Below are 17,759 nucleotides of genomic sequence, written 5' to 3'. Positions count from 1 at the left end.
CATGGACACTCTGAGACTGGTCACCTTCCGAGAGCTCGAGATCGCGGTACGCGTGTTTCATCCCGAGGCCCCCAGAACCGTCATCGCCTGGCACGGACTGGCACGCCACGGCGGTGACTTCGCTGCCCTGGCCCGGGAACTTGGCCCCGAATGGCGAGTCCTGGCACCCGACACACCGGGGCGAGGACTGTCGAGCTGGTCGCTGTATCCTGCCAATGACTACTTGTACTCCCATTACATGACAGTCGCGTTGGCGGTCATGGATCACTTCGAACTCGACCGGGCAGCCTGGGTGGGTACCTCCATGGGAGGGCTGCTCGGCATGCTGCTGGCTGCCGATCCATCCAGTGCAGGCCGCATCGAACGACTGGTGCTCAACGATGTCGGTCCGGAACTGGTGCCACAAGGCCTGGCCGAACTGGCCACCTACTTCACCGTGCCCCACCGTTTTTCCCGCTTGAGCCAACTGGAGGCGGAGCTTCGCCGCCACTACGCCGGCTTCGGCATAGATGACGAGGACGCCTGGCGCCAGCTCACCCTGGAGAGCGCTCGCCGCCTGCCGGACGGTAGCTGGACCTACCACTACGACCCGCGCATCGGCGAGCAATTCGTCCACGACACGCCCAGGGACACCTGGGCCGACTGGAAGGCCATCCGCTGCCCCTTGATGGTCGTGCGTGGCGAAGACTCACCTTTGCTGTCCGAGGATATCGTCACCCGCATGGGCGAGGCCCAGCCAGAGCTCGAGACGCTGGCGGTCCCGGGCTGCGGCCACGCCCCGATGCTCGATCGCCCGAGCCAGGTTGCACCGATCAAGGCCTTTCTCGAGAAAAGCCTCGCCGAGCAGCCTCACGAGCCGTCCAGGGCGGTTGCGCGTCCCTGGTGGCGGCGCCTGCTGGGGCTCGGCGCCTCCTGAAGCCCGCTCTGTCTAGGCGCTGTCCGAAAAGTCGACGAGCGAAGGTTAGACAAGGCAAAAATCGGTGAGAAAGCGCAGTTTACGGGGTGTAAATGAGCATTTTGATCCGATTTTTAACGCCGTATTACCGAGCGCAGGCACTTTTCAGACAAGCCCTAGTCGTTGGAGTCCTGCTCCAGCCGCGTGATCGTTCGCAACACTGCCGCGTGATAGCCACGGCCGAACAGCAGCAGGTGATTGAGCAACGGATAGAGCTGGAAGGCGGCTTCGCGCCGGGGCCAGTCGGCGGGGGCGCGCTCCCGCCCCCGCGCCTGCCAGTAGGCCTCGAAAAATGCCTCACCCGGCGCGCCGAACAGCGTCAGCATGGCCAGATCCACCTCCGGGTAGTGGCGATAGACCGCCGGGTCGATCAATGCCGGGCCCCGCGAACTGTGGATGACGTTGCCGGACCACAGGTCCCCGTGCACCAGACTCGGCACCTGGTCAGGCAGCCATGCCTCGAGCTGGTCGGCCACCTGCTTGAGGCGGGCAAGTTCACTGCGCGACAGCAAGCCGCGGCCGTGGCAGGCCTCGCCCAGGGGCATCAATCTTCGCTCACGCTGGAAGGCGCGTCCGTCGTGAAGCGGCGCATTGGGCTGGGGCGTCGCCCCGCAGGCGTTGTCGTGCGCCCAGCCGTGGGCGGCCTCGCAAGGCGCGTGCAGCTCCGCCAGCCCTCGACCCAGCGCCGTCCAGTCGGCGGGCCCAGGCTCCAGTGCTTCCATCACCAGCCAGGAGCCGACCTGGCCCATCACTGCGGGTATCACCAGCGAGCTACCGGCATCGCCGAGTGCGGCAAGGCCCTCGGCCTCTCCTGCCAGGCGTTCAGGATCGTCGCGCTTGGCCACCACCGCGCCCTGCGCTGTCTCGATCCGCCACACCTCGGCCATATCACCGCCCGACAGGGCACGTGGTGGTGCCGTGGCGGCTAGCCCCAGCGTCTCGAGGGCGTCATTCAGTTTCATGCTGGCTCCTGCTGGCTGCTGGCAGATTCACCGGGCGCAGGTTGCGCGTCGCCACCCTCGGGTGGTACACCCGGCTCGACCATCCCCCAGCTTACGCAAGGAGACCCCATGTACAAGCTTGCCTTCTTCGTGCCTAGAGACGACGCCGAGGCGGTCAAGGAAGCCGTGTTTGCCACCGGTGCCGGACGCATCGGTGACTACGAGGCCTGCTGCTTCCAGACCGCCGGTCAGGGCCAGTTTCGCCCGCTGGACGGCGCCGACCCGCACATCGGCCAGGTAGGCGAGCTTGAGCGGGTAGAAGAATACAAGGTGGAGCTGGTGTGCGAGGACGAGCTGATCGGCGCCGCCATCTCCGCGCTCAAGCTGGCCCACCCCTACGAGGAGGTAGCCTACGACGTCTGGCGGCTGGCAGATCTATAACGCGAACGAAAGCGGACGAGCCGCCGGTGGCCTTTCGAATCTGCGGCCGGCCACCTGGGGCAGTCCTGGCCCCGCCCCCGGCAAGCCTTGGACGTGTGGCGTCAGGCGCTGCCAAAGAAGCGCTTGCGCTGATCCGGTGTGATATCGCTGATGTGCAGCGGGAAGGTCGCGCTTGCGCGGTCCTCGAAGAAGTGACGCAGGGTACGCTCGATGGTGGGAAAGGCCAGTTCGTCCCAGGGGACCTCGTGCTCCTCGAACAGCGCGACTTCAAGACTCTCGGGACCGGCGGCGTAACCTCCATCGAGCTCGGCGAGAAAGATCATGAACACCTGATTGATATGGGGCAGGTCAATCATGGTGTAGAGCCCCGACAGCGCCACCTCGGCGCAGGCCTCCTCGCGGGTCTCGCGCCGTGCTGCGTCCGGGGTGGTCTCGCCGTTTTCCATGAATCCCGCCGGCAGCGTCCAGTAGCCTTCACGCGGTGCGATGGCGCGACGACACAGCAGCACCCGTGACCCGCAAACCGGCAGCGTGCCGGCCACGATGCGCGGGTTCTGGTAGTGGATGGTGCCGCAGTCGTCACACAGGTAACGCGGACGGTCGTCCCCCTCGGGGATGACGAAACGGACGGTCTGCCCGCAATGGCTGCAAAAATTCATGGGCTGCAATCGTTCATGTCGCTCCCGGCTCGGGAATGGAGGACGGGCTTGACGCCACTGCACGGGGCTGGGTACAAGGAGTGAAACCCTGCGGATCCCCCATGTTAGAGAAACTTCGCAAACGCCTGCAAGCGCATTCCCCCCGCCGCCTGACGCTGAAGCTGCCCGAGGCAGCGGTACTCATCCCGTTGGTCGATCGGCCCGAGCCCGGCCTGCTGTTCACCCGCCGCGCAAGCCACCTGTCGACCCACAGCGGCCAGGTCGCCTTTCCGGGCGGCAAGCGGGAGGCTCATGACGCCGACCTGCTGGCCACCGCCCTGCGCGAGTCCGAAGAAGAGATAGGCCTGCCCCCCGGCCAGGTAGAGGTGCTCGGCCAGCTCTCGGATGTGCTGTCGCTGCATGGTCTCAAGGTCACCCCTTTCGTCGGGCTGATTCCGCCGGATCTGCCACTGGTCCCGGACCTGGGTGAGCTGGACGCGATCTTCGAGGTGCCGCTGTCGCACTTTATCGATGACCAGCGTACCCACACCGACGTGATCCCGGTGGACGGCAACGACATCTATGTGCCGAGCTACCTGATCCCCGCCGACCAGGGCGACGACTACGTGATCTGGGGGCTGTCCGCCATGATGCTGGTGGAGCTGCTGGCCAAGGGATGCGACCTGGACATGAGCCTTTCTCGTCGCCCGGAGGGTAGACTACGCCATCTGCCTCCGAGAAGAGCGCCAAGATGACCAGGCATGGCCCCGCGATGACAAGACGAGCACCGATTTCATGAGCTACCCCGATCCCTGCCCCCTGCCGCCGCAACGGATGGAGGAGCTGGTGGACGCCCTGGTGGAACGCGGCTTCTATGTCGGTGAAGCGATGATCGACGCCGAGCTGTGCCAGGCGTTGCACGCCGAGGTCGAGGGCCGAGCGCACCAGCAGGCCCTGGCCCGGGCCGGCATCGGCCGCGGATCCGACTTCGATACCCGCGAAGACATTCGTGGCGACGCCATCCACTGGCTCGATCGGGAAACCCTGGCCCAGCGCCGCTATCTGGACGCCATGGGCGAACTCCAGCAGAGGCTCAACGAGAGCCTGTTTCTCGGCCTGTTCGAGTACGAGGCGCATCTGGCCCGCTACCCTGCCGGAGCCTTCTACCGTCGCCATCTCGACAGTTTCCGAGGCCGCGCCAACCGCGTGGTCTCCACGGTAGGCTATCTCAATCCCGACTGGCCGGAAGATGGCGGTGGCGAGATGGTCATCTACGCTGAACAGGACCCGCAGAGGGAGCTCACCAGGGTCGCCCCCAGGGCCGGCACCCTGGTGTGCTTCCTGTCCGAGCAGGTGCCGCATGAAGTACTGCCGACCCGCCTGCCCCGCGCCAGCATCGCCGGCTGGTTCAGACGCAATGCCTCGCTGGGTGGCGTGGTAGACCCGGCTCGCTAGGGCCTGATGACCATGCGCCACGACAGCAACGACGCTAAAGCCTCCAGCGCCGACCCGCGAACCGAAGAGGAACGCTTGCGCCAGCAGGTAGAGGCGCTCAGCGAACGGGTACAGCAGCTCGAACAGGAGAAGCGCCACTATCAGTGGCTGGCCGAGAGCACCACGGATCTGATCTCGCGCCACGACCACAACGGTGTCTTCCTCTACGCCTCCCAGGCCGCCAGGACCCTGCTGGGCTATGATCCTGACGACTTGATCGGTGTATCGGCCTACGACCTCTTCCACCCGGACGATCTGGCGGCGCTGCTGTCCAAGTCCCCTCGTATCTACTACCACGAGGGCTTCTATGAGCAGACCTACCGTTTTCGCACCCGCAGCGGCCACTACATCTGGTTCGAGACCACCAGCCGTACCCGTCGCGACCCCGCTACCGGCGAACTCACCGACGTGCTGTGCGTCTCCCGCGACGTCAGTCGGCGGGTCGAGTCCGAGGCACGCCGCGAGCGTCTGGCAAGGGTGGTGGAATCGACCACCGATTTTGTGCTGTTCTGCGACCAGGACGAACACGTGGTCTACTGCAATCAGGCCGCACGTAGCCTGTTCAGGCTCGACGAAGAAGGCGCAAGCACGACCATTGCCGAACTCTTGGTGCCAACGTCGGCACAAAGATGGCGTGAACAGGTGCTGCCTGCCGTCACCCTGGAGGGACGCTGGAGTGGCGAGCTGGCCCTGGCGTCACCCTCGGGCGAGATCCCGGTGCTCAGCGTGGTCCAGCTGCACCGTGAACAGGGAGGGCAGACGCGACTGTCGATCCTCAATCGAGATCTCAGTCTGCGCCTGGAGGCGGAGGCCCAGGCACGCCGCCATCAGGAGCAGATCACCCACGCCAATCGCCTGGCGAGCCTGGGTGAACTGGCCACCAATATCGCCCACGAATGCAATCAGCCGCTGGCGGCTATGGGCAACTACGCCAGCGGCGCGCTGATGCAGCTCGAGCGCGACCCCGACCAACCCGCCCACCAACTGGCGCTGCCCCTCAACCGCATCAACGATCAGATTCAGCGCCTATCCGAACGCTTCAAGCATATCCGTCGCTTCGTTCGCCGCGGCAGTCTTCACCTCGCGCCCCAGGATCTCGCCGAGATCATTGGCCAGGCCTGCGACCTGTGCGAGCCCCAGTGTCGGCACGAAGGCGTGCATCTGGCGTCACGCCTGGCCCCTGGCCTCGACCTCGTCATGGCCGACGCCATCGGCCTGGAACAGGTACTGGTCAACCTGATCCGCAACGCTCTCGACGCCTGTCGCGACATCGCCACTCCGCCCAGGCCTCCGTGCATTCGCCTGGAAGCCTACCCTCTTGGCTCCCGTGAATGCTGCGTGGACATCGTCGACGACGGCCCCGGCGTGGCACCAGAGCAACGCCAGGGCCTGTTTACGCCATTCGTCAGCGGCCGCAAGGACGGTCTCGGCATGGGGCTATCGATCAGCCTGTCGTTGATCGAGGCCATGGGCGGCAACCTGGTGCTGATCGATGACGGCGACCCACCGAGCGCAGACGCTCTTGCCCCCGGTACCGGTGCGAGGCGGCCAGAAGATCCTGACGCGCCACAGGGTGCGCGCTTTCGTATTACCCTGCCCTCCGCCTGAGGGCTCGCCCCGCTGATCCCTCGGCGCGTCCCCTGACTTGAGACGCCAAGCGCCAGCCAGGCGGAGATCAGGCACCAGGCTTTGTACGAAAACCCGGCGACCAGGCATCGCCTGGCACGGTCCCCTTTGGCCGGGGGATCGGCTAGCATAGGGGCCTGCCCGCGAGACTCGCCCAACCAGCGAAGTGACCATCATGCCCGTCGAACCTGCTGACCAGCCAACCATCGCCATCATCGACGACGACGATGACCTGCGCGAGTCGCTCGCCTGGTTATTGCAGTCGGTGGGACTTGGCAGTCAGGGCTACGCCAGCGGCGACGCCTTTCTCGCCGCGTCGCGGCACCATGAGGTGCTGCTGCTGGACGTGCGCATGCCCGGCCTCAGCGGTCTGCAGGTCCAGCAGCGGCTGGCCGAGCGAGACCGTTGTCCTCCCCTGATCATGATGACCGGTCACGGTGACGTGCCCATGGCGGTCGCCGCGTTGAAGGCGGGAGCCTTCGACTTCATCGAAAAGCCCTTCAATCAGCAGCAATTGATCGATGTCATCCAGCAGGCGCTGGCCCACCACCAGCACCGGCAGCGGGCCCAGGCCGATCTCGAAGAGCTGCGGCAGCGATATGAAGGGCTGAGGGCCAACGAACAGGCCATCCTGGTCGAGGTGGCCCGCGGGCTTACCAGTCGCGAGATCGCCGAGAAGCTGACGCTGAGCGCCAAGACCGTGGAGGTCTACCGTCAGCGCATCATGAAGACACTCGGCGCCGATAGCCTGGCGCATCTGGTCAGGCTGGCCGTGGCGCTGGGATTGGTGGCAGCACTGCCCGGGCAGGATAGCGACGTCGGCCGAGATGCCGGCGCACCGTCATGAGTCTGGTGACAAGGGCAGATTGAGAGGCCACCAACTGGCAGCCGGCTCAGTTCGACATGCAGCAGGAAGTGAAGCAAAGCGGTTCAGGCCGAACGCCGTAGCCAGTCATCCGGACCCGCTAACCCCGGCCCCCTCAACCGTGCAAGACGACTGGACAGCGGCTCCAGCCCGAGCGCCTGACGACGCCGATCGACGTCATCCGGCCGTTCGATGACGCTGGGCACGGGCCAGCCGTCGTCTCCGATCTCGAATTGGGTGCCATAGCGCTGGGGCCGACCGGTCAGGACCCTTATGCGATCCTCGAGAAAGGCCAGCTGCCACCCGGGCGCCTGGCCGGCGGCAACCGCCTGAATCAGTGCAGAACAGCAGCGTTGCATGAAATCCACGTCGAAAACCGCGTGCATCGCGATGTACCAGGCTGCTTCGCTGCCGTCTTCCCCGACGGTGTCCTTGCCCGGCCAGCCGTGACGATCGATGACCGCAGACAGGCGCTCGGCGTTGGCCTGATGCAGCGCACGCACTCGCGGATGATAGTCGGCGGAGGGGATCTCCCCCGAGGCCGCGAGTTCATCCAGCAACGCTCTATCCTGCTCGGCCAGCGCCACCATCTGCTGGGCCAACATGGTATTCCTCGTGTTCATGCAACGCACCTCATTTGCAGGCCAGCTTGCCGACAACCTACAGCGTCCTAGGGTTACCCTTCGGCATCAATAGTCGATCCGCCGGGCGCTGCGTAGGAAAATGCCGACGCCAGAAGCATATTTCAGTGAAGAATCACGTATCTGGCTGTCCGTCATCGGACAACTTTGGTCCATGCTAGAGTCAAGCCAGGGCCACAGATATCCCTCCCCGGAGGCATCCTTCCCCAGGCAGGAGGCCGCCCGCGAATCATCTTTATGAGGAATACTGAATGAATTCGACCGATCGTCAGCACCTGCGCCGCTGCGTTGACCTGGCCAGGGAGGCCCTCGAGGCTGGTGACGAGCCGTTCGGCTCGCTGCTGGTGGACCCGCAAGGGCAGGTTCGCTTCGAGGATCGCAACCGCGTCGCCGGCGGTGACGCGACCCGCCACCCCGAATTCGCCATCGCCCGCTGGGCGGCCGAGCACCTCAGCGTCGAAGAGCGCGCGCACTCGACCGTCTATACCTCCGGCGAACACTGCCCCATGTGCGCCGCGGCGCATGGCTGGGTCGGACTCGGACGCATCGTCTACGCCAGCTCCTCAGAACAGCTCGGCGGCTGGCTCGGCGAGTGGCAGGTGGCACCTGCCCCGATCGCCCCGCTGCCGATCCAGACCATCGTGCCGAGTGCCGAGGTGGAGGGGCCGGTTGAGGAGTTTGCCGACGAGATTCGCGAGCTGCACCGGCGGCTCTATCGGAAGTGACGGAGGAAGGAGGAGCTGGGGTATCGAGAAGGCGGACAGCGGCGTCGAGTCGTTGGCCGGCGACGCCGGTGATCAACCGTCAGCTCAGGCTATCGAGCACGTCACCCACACGCAGGATGGCCCCCACGCCCTGCTCGACGACGGCATTCTGGCCAAAGAAGGCGCCCTTCCAACCGGGCTGGGTATCCATTTCCACCAGGGTCTTCAACGGCTCCTTGGCCGAGGGCGCCTCACCGCTGCGCTGATCCAGGGTGATGATCTTGCAGCGCTTGCATGGCTTGCGCAGGCCGAGGCGATAGCCGGGCCCGGCCAACGAGGCCCAATCCCGTTCGGCGAAGGGATCACCGCCCGACACCACCAGGTTGGGGCGGAAGCGCTCCATCGGCACCGGCGCCTCCCCCTTGGCTTCCAGCCGCTGGTTGAGCGCTGCCAGCGAGGCCTCGGAGGCGATCAGCAGGGGGTAGCCATCGGCAAAGGCGGTATGCACCACACCGCGCTCCGCCGGCGGCAGAAACTCGGTCTCTACCCAACGGCGCTGCTCGCGGGGCAGGCGCACCAGCCGCAACCGCCCCGCTTCGCGCTGGGGTTCTGGCAAGGACTTTGCCAGCGCTTCTGCCAGCCAATTCGCCGCACCGTCGCCTTCGTCCAACGCCTGGCATTCGCTCTGCCAGACCCGCACCCGGCGCACCGCCGCCTTCGGCTCGTCCAGTGACAGCACGAGCGGCGCCATCCTGTCGTGGACCAGGCGCAGCGTGTCGGACGACAGTTCGACACCGATGGTCGCCAGGGCGGGGATCTCACGCTGGGTGACGAAACGCCCGTCGTCGTCGACCAGCATCCAGCGCCGATCGAAGGCGAGCCCGCGCTCGGTGAGTTCAGCCCTGGACAGAGCGATGCCGCGCAGCGACTTGACGGGGTAACAGGCGAGAGTGGAAAGCTTCATGGGCATCCTTGCCAGGGGGCATCGTCTCAAGTTGGTGGCACGGGCACTGCACGGAGCCAGTACCAGTGCTAATAACCAGTACCAGTATCAGCCTAGCGCCAGTTCGACGGCCCTGCGGGCGTGAATGGCCGTCGTATCATACAGCGGAATCTCGGTGTCGGCCTGAGCGACCAGCAAGGCGATCTCGGTGCAGCCCAGTATCACCGCTTCCGCACCACCGGCCTTGAGCTCTTCCATGATCGACAGCATCACCTGGCGTGACGCCTGCTCGATTTCACCATGGCAAAGTTCATCGTAGATGATCCGGTGAACCTGATCGCGCTGAGCCTTCTCGGGTACCTGTACCTCGATACCGTAGGCCTCGAGCCGGTCCTTGTAGAAGCCCTGCTCCATGGTAAAACAGGTGCCGAGCAGCCCCACCCGCTTGACCCCGTCGGCGATCAGGGCATCGGCGGTGGCGTCGGCAATGTGCAACAGAGGGATATCCACCGCCTTTTCGATGTCTCGGGCCACCTTGTGCATGGTATTGGTACACAGCACGATAAGGTCCGCGCCCGCCTCCTGAACGCGCCAGGCGGCGTCGGCGAGCAGCCCGGCGGCATCCTCCCAGCGGCCCTGATGCTGAAAGGCCTCGACCTCGGCGAAGTCCAGACTGATCAAGGCAATCCTGGCCGAATGATGTCCACCAAGTGCGCGGTTCACATCCCGATTGATGACCTGGTAGTAGCTCACTGTGGACTCCCAACTCATGCCGCCCAACAGCCCGATGGTCTTCATAGCGCCCTCCCGAGGACTTCCCTGGCCCAGTCAGTGTTGCGGTACCGTCTACTTCAGCATACAAGAGTCATCGGTGGCTCACAGCACCCTCACCCTCAACGGCTTTCCTGTTTCGCGCATCTCGCATACTCTTAGCGGGCTAGCAAAAGCGCTACCACCACCTCCACCGTCCCACGACAAGGAATCTCGATGACGGCCTCAGACACCCTCAAGCTGGTCCTGCTGTCGAGCCTGTGGGGACTGTCCTTCATCTTCATGCGGGTGGCCTCGCCGGAGTTCGGCGCCGTCCCGGTGGTGATGATCCGCATGGGGGTCGGCGCCCTGCTGCTGCTTCCGCTGCTGGCATCACTGCACTACCTGCGCCAGGTGCGCGACAATATCGGACGCCTGGCGCTGCTCGGCTTCATCAACCACGTAGTGCCGTTTTCGCTGCTGGCCCTGGCGACCACCCAGCTCGAGGCAGGCTTCACCTCGCTGGTCAACGCCACCACTCCAATCTTCACCGCGCTTATCGGCGCCGCCTGGTTCGCCACGCCGATTCGCCGCCGTCAGTACCTGGGTCTGGCGCTGGCCTTCGTCGGTGTCTACGTGTTGTCCGCCGATCGGCTGGACTTCCAGCTGGGCGGCGATGGCTGGTACATCCTGGCGATTCTCGGGGCCACCTTCTGCTATGGCATCGCCGGCAACTATTCGAAGACCCACCTCGGCCATCTGCCGGTACGCGTGCTGGCCGCCGGCAGCTGCTCGATGTCCGGGCTGATGCTGCTGGTACCTGGGCTCCTGATGTGGCCGCAGCAAGCCGTCAGCATCGAAGCCTGGGGCAGCGCCCTGGCCATGGCGGTGCTGTCCACCACTGTCGCCTTTCTGCTGTTCTTCAGCCTGCTGGCCAGCGCCGGGGCTACCGCCGCCTCTACCGTGACCTTTCTGGTACCGGTCAGCGCCCTGCTGTGGGGCTATGTGCTGCTCGACGAGACCCTGGGGCTGCGCACCCTGGTGGGCATGGCCATCACCCTGGCAGGCACCGCTGTGGCCACCGGCATGCTGTCGCCGGGCCGGGACAAGGCCACGCGACCATTGCCCCGCTAGGCGCCCCCAGAATCCTCGCGCCTGAATGACGAAGCGGCCATGGCATTCGCCATGGCCGCTTCAGTGCTAGGCGCTGTCCGAAAAGTCGACGAGCGAAGGTTAGACAAGGCAAAAATCGGTGAGAAAGCGCAGTTTACGGGGTGTAAATGAGCATTTTGATCCGATTTTTAACGCCGTATTACCGAGCGCAGGCACTTTTCAGACAAGCCCTAGCTGAAGGCTTGTGAAAGGGACTCAGAAGTTGGGCTTGCGCTTCTCGACGAAGGCGCTCATGCCTTCGCGCTGCTCGTCGGAGGCGAAGCACAGGGCAAACAGGCTGGTCTCCAGCGCCAGGGCGCTGTCCAGATCCTGGTCCATGCCGGCGTGGATCACCTGCTTGGCGCTGCGCACCGCGCCGGGGCCATTGCCGGACAGCTGCTTGGTCAGGGTGGCGGCGTAGTCCTCGAGCTCGGCCTGGGACATCACCTGATTGACCAGGCCGATGCGCAGGGCCTCCTGGGCGTCGATCTTGCGACCGGTGGTGCAAAGGTCAAGCGCCATGGCCGGGCCGACCCGACGCGGCAGACGCTGGGAGCCACCGAAGCCGGGAATGACCCCAAGCAGTACCTCGGGCTGGCCAAACACCGCGTTGTCGCTGGCCACCGCCCAGTCACAGGCCAGCGCCAGCTCGCAGCCGCCGCCGAGGCAGAAGCCGTTGACCAGCGCCACCACCGGCACCGGCAGCGTCTCGAGGCGCTTGATGGTCTTCAGCGCCTGACCGGCGAAGTCGCGCGCCTCGAGCGGGTTCATCTCGCGCATCGCGGTGATGTCGGCACCGGCCACGAAGGACTTCTCGCCGGCGCCGGTGATCAGCACCGCGCGCAGGCCCTCGCGACCTTCGAGCCGATCAAGGATCTCGGCCAGCGCCTCGATGACCTCGCGATTCAGGGCGTTCAACGCCTTGGGACGGTTGATGGTGAGGCGTACCACGCCATCGTTGTCGACCATCTCGACCAGTTGTTCGCTCACGAAATGCTCCTTGTCAGAGTTGTCAGTTGTCGGCGAGGCCCGCCTGGCGTCGGCGGAGCCTGGCGCGTTCGTCACCTTTGGCCCAACCCTAGCGAACGCTTGGTAGGCTCACAAGCCATCCTTTTGGCGCATGCCACCGCCTCAACCGCTGTAGTCGTGAAAGCCGCGGCCACTCTTGCGTCCCAGATAGCCGGCGTCGACCATCCGCTTGAGCAGCGGACAGGGGCGATACTTGGGATCGCCGAAGCCATCGGCCAGTACGTTCATGATCGCCAGGCAGACGTCCAGGCCGATCAGGTCGGCCAGCGCCAGCGGGCCCATCGGGTGGGCGGCGCCAAGCTTCATGGCGGTGTCGATGTCTTCGGCGCTGGCCACCCCTTCCTGCACCAGGAAGGCAGCCTCGTTGATCATCGGCACCAGCAGGCGGTTGACCGCGAAGCCTGGGGCGTCGCCGATCGCCACGGCGGTCTTGCCCATGGACTCGGCCAGGGCTTCGACACGGGCCACGGTCGCGTCGCTGGTCTGCTCGGCGCGGATGACCTCGACCAGCTTGAGTACCGGCACCGGGTTGAAGAAGTGCATGCCGACGACTCGCTCTGGCCGCTGGCACACCGCCGCCAGACGGGTCAGCGACAGCGAGGAGGTGTTGGAGGCCAGCACCGCCTCGGGGTTGAGCTCATCGAGCTCCCGGAACAGGCGTTCCTTGAGCTCCGGCGCTTCCGGCGCCGCCTCGATGATCACCCCGCAGTCGGCCAGGGCCTGAAGCGAGTTGACCGTGGTCAGGCGCGCGCGGGCCTCGTCCCGCTGTTCGGCACTCAGCCGCTGCTTTTCCACCAGCCTGGCAAGGCCCTTGTCGATCGCCGCGCTGGCCCGCTCCAGGGCGGCCTCGGCAACATCATAAAGGCTCACCTCGAAGCCGCTTTGCACCAGCACCTGGGCGATGCCCTGACCCATGGTTCCACCACCGACCACACCGATCCGCGTCTCGCTCACTTGCTTTCTCCCTTGATGGATATTTCCCTCGATCATGACACAACCACGCCGCCCCCGGTCACCCCGAAGGCGGCGTCTGATGATCTGCTCCCCGCTCTGTCTCTGGCGGGCTTACCCTGCCATCAGCGGATGGCAGGCGGCGATCAGCTCTCCTTGGCCTGCTGACGCAGCACGAACTTCTGGATCTTGCCGGTCGAGGTCTTCGGCAGTTCGGTGAAGACGACGCGCTTGGGCACCTTGAAGCGCGCAAGCTTGCCCCGACAGTGCTCGATGATGTCCTCTTCGGTCACCTCACCGCTGGTGGCCTTGAGCTTGACGAAGGCGCAGGGGCTTTCGCCCCACTTCTCGTCAGGCTGGGCCACCACCGCGGCCTCTTCCACCGCCGGGTGGGCGTAGAGCGCATCCTCGAGTTCGATGGTGGAGATGTTCTCGCCGCCGGAGATGATGATGTCCTTGGAGCGATCCTTGATCTCGATGTAGCCATCGGCGTGCCACACTGCCAGGTCGCCGGTGTGGTACCAGCCACCATCCAGCGCTTCCCGGGTGGCGGCCTCGTTCTTCAGGTAGCCCTTCATCACATTGTTGCCACGCATCATGATCTCGCCGATGCTCTCGCCGTCCTTGGGCAATGGCTCCAGGGTCACCGGGTCGGCCACGCAAAGCGCCTCCAGCATGTGCCCACGCACGCCCTGGCGGGCCTTGATGCGGGCACGCTCCTCCAGCGGCAGCTCGTCCCAGGCCTCGCGCCAGGCGCACACCGTCACCGGACCATAGACCTCGGTCAGACCATAGACGTGGGTCACATCGATACCGAGCGACTCCACCCCGGCGATCACCGCAGCAGGCGGCGCCGCCCCGGCGGTGGTGGCCTTGACCGGGTGGTCGATGGCACGACGCTGGGACTCGTCCAGATTGACCAGTCCGTTGAGCACGATCGGCGCGCCGCTGAAGTGGGTCACCTTCTCGTCGGCGATCAGTTCCATGATCTTCTTCGGGTCGACCTTGCGCAGGCAGACGTTGACCCCGGCGTTGGCGGCGATGGTCCAGGGGAAACACCAGCCGTTGCAGTGGAACATCGGCAGCGTCCACAGGTACACCGGGTGATGCGGCATCGCCCACTCGAGGATGTTGCTGACGGCGTTGAGGTAGGCGCCGCGATGGTGATAGACCACGCCCTTGGGCTTGCCGGTGGTACCGGAGGTGTAGTTCAGCGAGATGGCGTCCCACTCGTCTTCGGGCAGGCGATAGGGGTAGTCGGCGTCACCTTCGGCCAGCAGGTCCTCGTACTCGATCTCGCCCAGGCGCTCGGCCTGGCCCTCGAACTCGGGATCCAGCACGTCGATGATCAGAGGCGGTTTATCGAGGCCCTTGATCGCCTCACGTACCACCTCGACAAACTCCGGGTCCACCAGGATCGCCCGGGTCTCGGCGTGTTCCAGCATGTAGGCAATCGCCGAGGCATCGAGACGGATATTCAGAGTGTTGAGTACGCAACCGGCCAGGGGCACGCCAAAGTGAGCCTCGAACATCGCCGGCACATTGGGCAGCATCACCGACACCGTATCCCCCTTGCCGAGCCCACGACGCTCCAGCGCCGAGGCCAGTCGCCGGCAGCGCTGCCAGGTGGTGGCCCAGTCGCGGCGCGTCTGGCCGTGGACCACCGCCGGCAGGTCCGGATAGACGCTGGCCGCGCGTTCGATGAAGGTCAACGGCGAGATCGCCACGTGGTTGGCCGCGTTGCGCGGCATGCCCTGGTCGTAGATGTTGCTCATTAGACACTCCTGATTGAAGGTCGCATGCGTAGCCACTGGCGGCCTGCGCCTCGCTACGAGGGAAATGACGATGGCCGATCCTGAACAGAAGATAGCCGCCGGTGGACACCGACGGCCAATCGGTTCAGCCAAGCGATACGCCAAGCAGTTCGTCGAAGCCAGCCTCGATGACGCGACGCTGGGCGCACCCCTCGGGGAGCCACTGGCGCACGGCGAAGTCGGCACAGGCCAGCTTGCGCCGGTAGAAGTCGTCGTCGCTGCCGGCGTCCAGCGCGGCCCGGGCGATGATCGCCGCGCGCCCCATCTGCCAGGCGCACAGTACGTGGCCGGTCAGCGACAGAAGCGGTGTGGCGTAGGCCTGGATGGCGTCGGCGCCGCGTTCGGCGTCTGCCCCCGCCTCCAGCACCAGGGCCGCACAGGCACGCAGATCCTCGGCACCGGCGGCAAGCTCTGCCCCCAGCGGAGCAAGAGAAGAATGGGCTGACAGCGCTTCGGCGGTGGCCTGCACTTCGTCGATCAGCAGTGACAAGGCCGCGCCGCCATCGCGCTGGAGCTTGCGCCCCGCCAGATCGAGCGCCTGGATGCCGTTGGTGCCCTCGTAGATCGGTGCGATACGCACGTCCCGCAACAGTTGCGCGGCGCCGGTCTCCTCGATGAAGCCCATGCCGCCGTGGACCTGAACACCCAACGAGGCGATGTCCACCGCCTGGTCGGTGGAGAAGCCCTTGACCACCGGGATCAGCACCTCGGCCCGCGCCTGGGCCTCGCGACGGCGCGGTTCGTCCTCATGGTGACGAGCCACGTCGAGTTGCTGAGCGCACAGCAGCGCCAGCGCCCTCAGGGCGTCGGTGCGCGCCCGCATCGACAGCAGCATGCGGCGCACGTCCAGGTGCTCGCCGATGGTGCATGGCTCGCCTCCGCGGGACGGTGGTGTGCGTCCCTGGGAGCGATCGTTGGCGTAGGCCAGGGCGTGCTGGCAGGCACGCTCGGCGACACCGATACCCTGGATACCGACCTTGTGGCGAGCCTCGTTCATCATCGTGAACATGTGGTTGAGGCCGCGCCCGGCCTCCCCCACCAGATAGCCGACGGCGCCGTCCTTCTCGCCGAAGCTGAGGGTGCAGGTGGGGCTGCCGTGGATGCCCATCTTGTGTTCGATGGAGGCACATACCACGTCGTTGCGCTCGCCAAGCGAGCCGTCCTCATTGACCAGGAACTTGGGCACCAGAAACAGCGAGATACCCTTGTTGCCCTCGGGGGCGTCGGGGGTGCGCGCCAGCACCAGGTGGATGATGTTCTCGGCGGCCTCGTGTTCGCCCCAGGTGATGAAGATCTTCTGGCCGAACAGCCGGTAGTGATCGCCTTCCGGCACCGCGCGGGTGCGCACCCGGGACAGGTCCGAGCCGGCCTGAGGCTCCGTCAGGTTCATGGTGCCGGTCCAGCTGCCTTCCACCAGACGCGCCAGGTAACGCTGCTGGAGTTCGTCGCTGCCATGGTGAGCCAGCGCCTCGATGGCACCCGCGGTCAGCATCGGACACAGGCCCAGCGCCATGTTGGCGCCGTGCAGCATCTCCTGCACGCTGCTGGCCACCACCTCGGGCAGCCCCTGACCGCCACGCTCCTCGGACACACCGATCCCGTTCCAGCCGCCCTCGGCATAGGCCTGGTAGGCCTCGGCGAAGCCGTCGGGCAATGTCACGCTGCCGTCTTCCAGCCGGCTGCAGCCCTGGCGATCACCACTGGCATTGAGCGGCGCCCAGACATCAGAGGCGAGCTTGGCAGCCTCCTCGAGCACAGCGTCGACCAGCTCGGGGCCAACCTCGGCAAAGGGGGCCAGGTTCAAGGAATCGTGCTCGAGCATTTCCGACAGCACGAAGGACAGGTCTCGCAGGGGAGCGGCGTAGGGATACATGGGGCACCTCGTGAAAACGATACCCGGGATAGTAGTTTCCCTAGTCGGCTCACACTATTGGGCCAAGGTCGCAGTAGACTTCAGGGTTGATCGGGGACAAGCGGCGTGCTCGATAGCGCACGGTAAGGAGGGATCGGGCAGAAAATGGCAGGCCGTGGAAAGGTGCGGAAGGGAGGCCGCCGCCGAGCGTGATCGGCGGCGGCCGTTGTGATCAGCGGGTCTGGCGGATCACGTCGGTACCCTCGGGCACCTCGAAGCGGTAGCGCTGGTCATCGATGTTGCCGTTCTGCTCGGCATTATCGAAGGCGATGGCGGTACGCTGACCGGTGCTGTCGGTCATCTCCAGCGCCGCCAGCTGCTCGCTGTAGAAGGTCAGGCGCAGGCTTTCGAACAGGGTGTCCGAGGCCTTGGGCTCCAGGGTGAAGGTCTCGGCGGTGCCTTGCTGAGAGCTCTTGACCTCGTAGCTGTCGGTGAGCTCGTTGGCGCTGCCGGACAGCAGCAGAGCCGGGGTGTGGGTGATGCGCTCATCCAGCGGCTGGATGGTGGCCTGCTCGAGATCGGGGTCATAGAGGGTGACCTCGTCGCCGTCAGAGACCACGATCTGCTCGTAAGGTGCCTTGACCTCCCAGCGGAACTTGCCGGGGCGCGACAGCCACATGTGCCCTTCGGTCTGCTGCAGGCGCTGGCCACTGCCGTCGAGGATCTGCTGCTCGAAGTCGGCGGAATAGGTGTTCAACGGCTCCAGCATGCGGGTCAGGCGCTCAGCGCCGTCGGCCAGCGCGGTGGCGGGGATCGCCAGCGCCAGGGCCAGCGTGGCAAGACCGGAACTCAAGGTAAGGCGTGCGGGCATAGCGTCTCTCCGTCGAAATCGTCGAAATCCTTGTCGCGCCGGAGCGGCTCCGGCGCCGGGAGGATGTCCGTTTGAGTCCAGTATGCCTGGCA

18 protein-coding genes are annotated in these 17,759 nt (G+C 65.6%); 8 read left to right on the top strand and 10 right to left on the bottom strand.

From position 1 onward, the window contains the following. Position 1 precedes the first annotated feature (1 nt). Positions 2–916 carry an alpha/beta hydrolase gene (locus tag C9F12_RS12510; protein WP_108449080.1) on the top strand — a complete coding sequence of 305 codons (915 nt, stop codon included), beginning with the start codon at positions 2–4 and terminating at the stop codon, positions 914–916. 155 nt (positions 917–1,071) lie between these two features. Here the strand turns inward: C9F12_RS12510 and C9F12_RS12505 are convergent, their stop codons facing one another. Continuing rightward, a complete protein-coding gene (locus tag C9F12_RS12505; RefSeq protein WP_108449079.1) occupies positions 1,072–1,917 on the bottom strand; it encodes a fructosamine kinase family protein in 846 nt (281 codons plus the stop codon). Positions 1,918–2,025: 108 nt separating this feature from the next. Here C9F12_RS12505 and C9F12_RS12500 point away from each other — a divergent pair, with 108 nt between their 5' ends. Next, complete coding sequence (locus tag C9F12_RS12500; protein WP_108133275.1) at positions 2,026–2,337, top strand: YqfO family protein; 312 nt, start codon at positions 2,026–2,028, stop codon at positions 2,335–2,337. 101 nt (positions 2,338–2,438) lie between these two features. Here the strand turns inward: C9F12_RS12500 and C9F12_RS12495 are convergent, their stop codons facing one another. Next, the gene (locus C9F12_RS12495) at positions 2,439–2,996 is read right to left on the bottom strand and encodes an NUDIX hydrolase (protein ID WP_108133274.1); all 558 of its coding nucleotides are present in this window, start codon (positions 2,994–2,996) and stop codon (positions 2,439–2,441) included. 101 nt (positions 2,997–3,097) lie between these two features. Between C9F12_RS12495 and C9F12_RS12490 the strand changes: the two genes are divergently transcribed. The 4 genes from C9F12_RS12490 (at position 3,098) to C9F12_RS12475 (ending at position 6,942) form a co-directional block, all read left to right on the top strand. After that, the gene (locus tag C9F12_RS12490) at positions 3,098–3,730 is read left to right on the top strand and encodes a CoA pyrophosphatase (protein ID WP_108449078.1); all 633 of its coding nucleotides are present in this window, start codon (positions 3,098–3,100) and stop codon (positions 3,728–3,730) included. Positions 3,731–3,770: 40 nt separating this feature from the next. Further along, a complete protein-coding gene (locus C9F12_RS12485; protein ID WP_108449077.1) occupies positions 3,771–4,430 on the top strand; it encodes a 2OG-Fe(II) oxygenase in 660 nt (219 codons plus the stop codon). A gap of 12 nt (positions 4,431–4,442) precedes the next feature. Further along, positions 4,443–6,077, top strand: a complete 1,635-nt coding sequence (locus C9F12_RS12480) for a PAS domain S-box protein (RefSeq protein WP_108449158.1) — start codon at positions 4,443–4,445, stop codon at positions 6,075–6,077. 193 nt (positions 6,078–6,270) lie between these two features. Then, positions 6,271–6,942, top strand: a complete 672-nt coding sequence (locus C9F12_RS12475) for a response regulator (protein ID WP_108449076.1) — start codon at positions 6,271–6,273, stop codon at positions 6,940–6,942. An 83-nt stretch (positions 6,943–7,025) separates the two neighbouring features. On the opposite strand, the gene C9F12_RS12470 is transcribed toward C9F12_RS12475, so the two are convergent. Beyond that, on the bottom strand, positions 7,026–7,583 hold the full coding sequence (locus tag C9F12_RS12470) for a DUF6624 domain-containing protein (RefSeq protein WP_124804119.1): 558 nt from the start codon (positions 7,581–7,583) through the stop codon (positions 7,026–7,028). Between the two features lie 269 nt (positions 7,584–7,852). Between C9F12_RS12470 and C9F12_RS12465 the strand changes: the two genes are divergently transcribed. Next, positions 7,853–8,326, top strand: a complete 474-nt coding sequence (locus C9F12_RS12465) for a nucleoside deaminase (RefSeq protein ID WP_045992898.1) — start codon at positions 7,853–7,855, stop codon at positions 8,324–8,326. A 79-nt stretch (positions 8,327–8,405) separates the two neighbouring features. Here C9F12_RS12465 and C9F12_RS12460 read toward each other — a convergent pair whose 3' ends face one another. Together C9F12_RS12460 and C9F12_RS12455 are read right to left on the bottom strand one after the other, a co-directional pair. Then, positions 8,406–9,269, bottom strand: coding sequence for an MOSC N-terminal beta barrel domain-containing protein (locus C9F12_RS12460; RefSeq protein ID WP_108449075.1), 864 nt, complete (start codon positions 9,267–9,269; stop codon positions 8,406–8,408). Positions 9,270–9,356: 87 nt separating this feature from the next. Continuing rightward, positions 9,357–10,046 carry an aspartate/glutamate racemase family protein gene (locus C9F12_RS12455; RefSeq protein ID WP_045992900.1) on the bottom strand — a complete coding sequence of 230 codons (690 nt, stop codon included), beginning with the start codon at positions 10,044–10,046 and terminating at the stop codon, positions 9,357–9,359. A gap of 189 nt (positions 10,047–10,235) precedes the next feature. On the opposite strand from C9F12_RS12455, the gene C9F12_RS12450 reads away from it, so the two are divergent. Beyond that, on the top strand, positions 10,236–11,132 hold the full coding sequence (locus C9F12_RS12450) for a DMT family transporter (RefSeq protein ID WP_108449074.1): 897 nt from the start codon (positions 10,236–10,238) through the stop codon (positions 11,130–11,132). A gap of 234 nt (positions 11,133–11,366) precedes the next feature. On the opposite strand, the gene C9F12_RS12445 is transcribed toward C9F12_RS12450, so the two are convergent. The 5 genes from C9F12_RS12445 to lolA form a co-directional block, all read right to left on the bottom strand. Further along, entirely contained in the window at positions 11,367–12,140 is a 774-nt protein-coding gene (locus C9F12_RS12445) for an enoyl-CoA hydratase-related protein (RefSeq protein ID WP_108449073.1), read from the bottom strand. Positions 12,141–12,281: 141 nt separating this feature from the next. Further along, on the bottom strand, positions 12,282–13,133 hold the full coding sequence (locus tag C9F12_RS12440; RefSeq protein WP_108449072.1) for a 3-hydroxybutyryl-CoA dehydrogenase: 852 nt from the start codon (positions 13,131–13,133) through the stop codon (positions 12,282–12,284). A gap of 143 nt (positions 13,134–13,276) precedes the next feature. Further along, on the bottom strand, positions 13,277–14,905 hold the full coding sequence (locus C9F12_RS12435; protein WP_045992904.1) for an acyl-CoA synthetase: 1,629 nt from the start codon (positions 14,903–14,905) through the stop codon (positions 13,277–13,279). 124 nt (positions 14,906–15,029) lie between these two features. Next, positions 15,030–16,817, bottom strand: a complete 1,788-nt coding sequence (locus C9F12_RS12430) for an acyl-CoA dehydrogenase (RefSeq protein ID WP_108449071.1) — start codon at positions 16,815–16,817, stop codon at positions 15,030–15,032. A 211-nt stretch (positions 16,818–17,028) separates the two neighbouring features. Next, a complete protein-coding gene (lolA, locus tag C9F12_RS12425) occupies positions 17,029–17,667 on the bottom strand; it encodes an outer membrane lipoprotein chaperone LolA (RefSeq protein ID WP_045992906.1) in 639 nt (212 codons plus the stop codon). Positions 17,668–17,759: the final 92 nt, after the last annotated feature.

The organism is Halomonas sp. BN3-1, from assembly GCF_003056325.1.
Lineage (GTDB): Bacteria > Pseudomonadota > Gammaproteobacteria > Pseudomonadales > Halomonadaceae > Halomonas > Halomonas litopenaei.
The sequence above is the reverse complement of the archived record's forward strand: the minus strand, read 5'-3'. Positions and strand labels throughout refer to the sequence as shown.

What these genes read in the sequence shown, in the direction of transcription:
- lolA (WP_045992906.1), bottom strand. Translation starts at nt 17,667, where the DNA reads ATGCCCGCACGCCTTACCTTGAGTTCCGGTCTTGCCACGCTGGCCCTG.
- C9F12_RS12510 (WP_108449080.1), top strand. Translation starts at nt 2, where the DNA reads ATGGACACTCTGAGACTGGTCACCTTCCGAGAGCTCGAGATCGCGGTA.
- C9F12_RS12500 (WP_108133275.1), top strand. Translation starts at nt 2,026, where the DNA reads ATGTACAAGCTTGCCTTCTTCGTGCCTAGAGACGACGCCGAGGCGGTC.
- C9F12_RS12505 (WP_108449079.1), bottom strand. Translation starts at nt 1,917, where the DNA reads ATGAAACTGAATGACGCCCTCGAGACGCTGGGGCTAGCCGCCACGGCA.
- C9F12_RS12465 (WP_045992898.1), top strand. Translation starts at nt 7,853, where the DNA reads ATGAATTCGACCGATCGTCAGCACCTGCGCCGCTGCGTTGACCTGGCC.
- C9F12_RS12485 (WP_108449077.1), top strand. Translation starts at nt 3,771, where the DNA reads ATGAGCTACCCCGATCCCTGCCCCCTGCCGCCGCAACGGATGGAGGAG.
- C9F12_RS12435 (WP_045992904.1), bottom strand. Translation starts at nt 14,905, where the DNA reads ATGAGCAACATCTACGACCAGGGCATGCCGCGCAACGCGGCCAACCAC.
- C9F12_RS12495 (WP_108133274.1), bottom strand. Translation starts at nt 2,996, where the DNA reads ATGAATTTTTGCAGCCATTGCGGGCAGACCGTCCGTTTCGTCATCCCC.
- C9F12_RS12480 (WP_108449158.1), top strand. Translation starts at nt 4,443, where the DNA reads ATGCGCCACGACAGCAACGACGCTAAAGCCTCCAGCGCCGACCCGCGA.
- C9F12_RS12475 (WP_108449076.1), top strand. Translation starts at nt 6,271, where the DNA reads ATGCCCGTCGAACCTGCTGACCAGCCAACCATCGCCATCATCGACGAC.
- C9F12_RS12470 (WP_124804119.1), bottom strand. Translation starts at nt 7,583, where the DNA reads ATGAACACGAGGAATACCATGTTGGCCCAGCAGATGGTGGCGCTGGCC.
- C9F12_RS12455 (WP_045992900.1), bottom strand. Translation starts at nt 10,046, where the DNA reads ATGAAGACCATCGGGCTGTTGGGCGGCATGAGTTGGGAGTCCACAGTG.
- C9F12_RS12450 (WP_108449074.1), top strand. Translation starts at nt 10,236, where the DNA reads ATGACGGCCTCAGACACCCTCAAGCTGGTCCTGCTGTCGAGCCTGTGG.
- C9F12_RS12430 (WP_108449071.1), bottom strand. Translation starts at nt 16,817, where the DNA reads ATGTATCCCTACGCCGCTCCCCTGCGAGACCTGTCCTTCGTGCTGTCG.
- C9F12_RS12490 (WP_108449078.1), top strand. Translation starts at nt 3,098, where the DNA reads ATGTTAGAGAAACTTCGCAAACGCCTGCAAGCGCATTCCCCCCGCCGC.
- C9F12_RS12460 (WP_108449075.1), bottom strand. Translation starts at nt 9,269, where the DNA reads ATGAAGCTTTCCACTCTCGCCTGTTACCCCGTCAAGTCGCTGCGCGGC.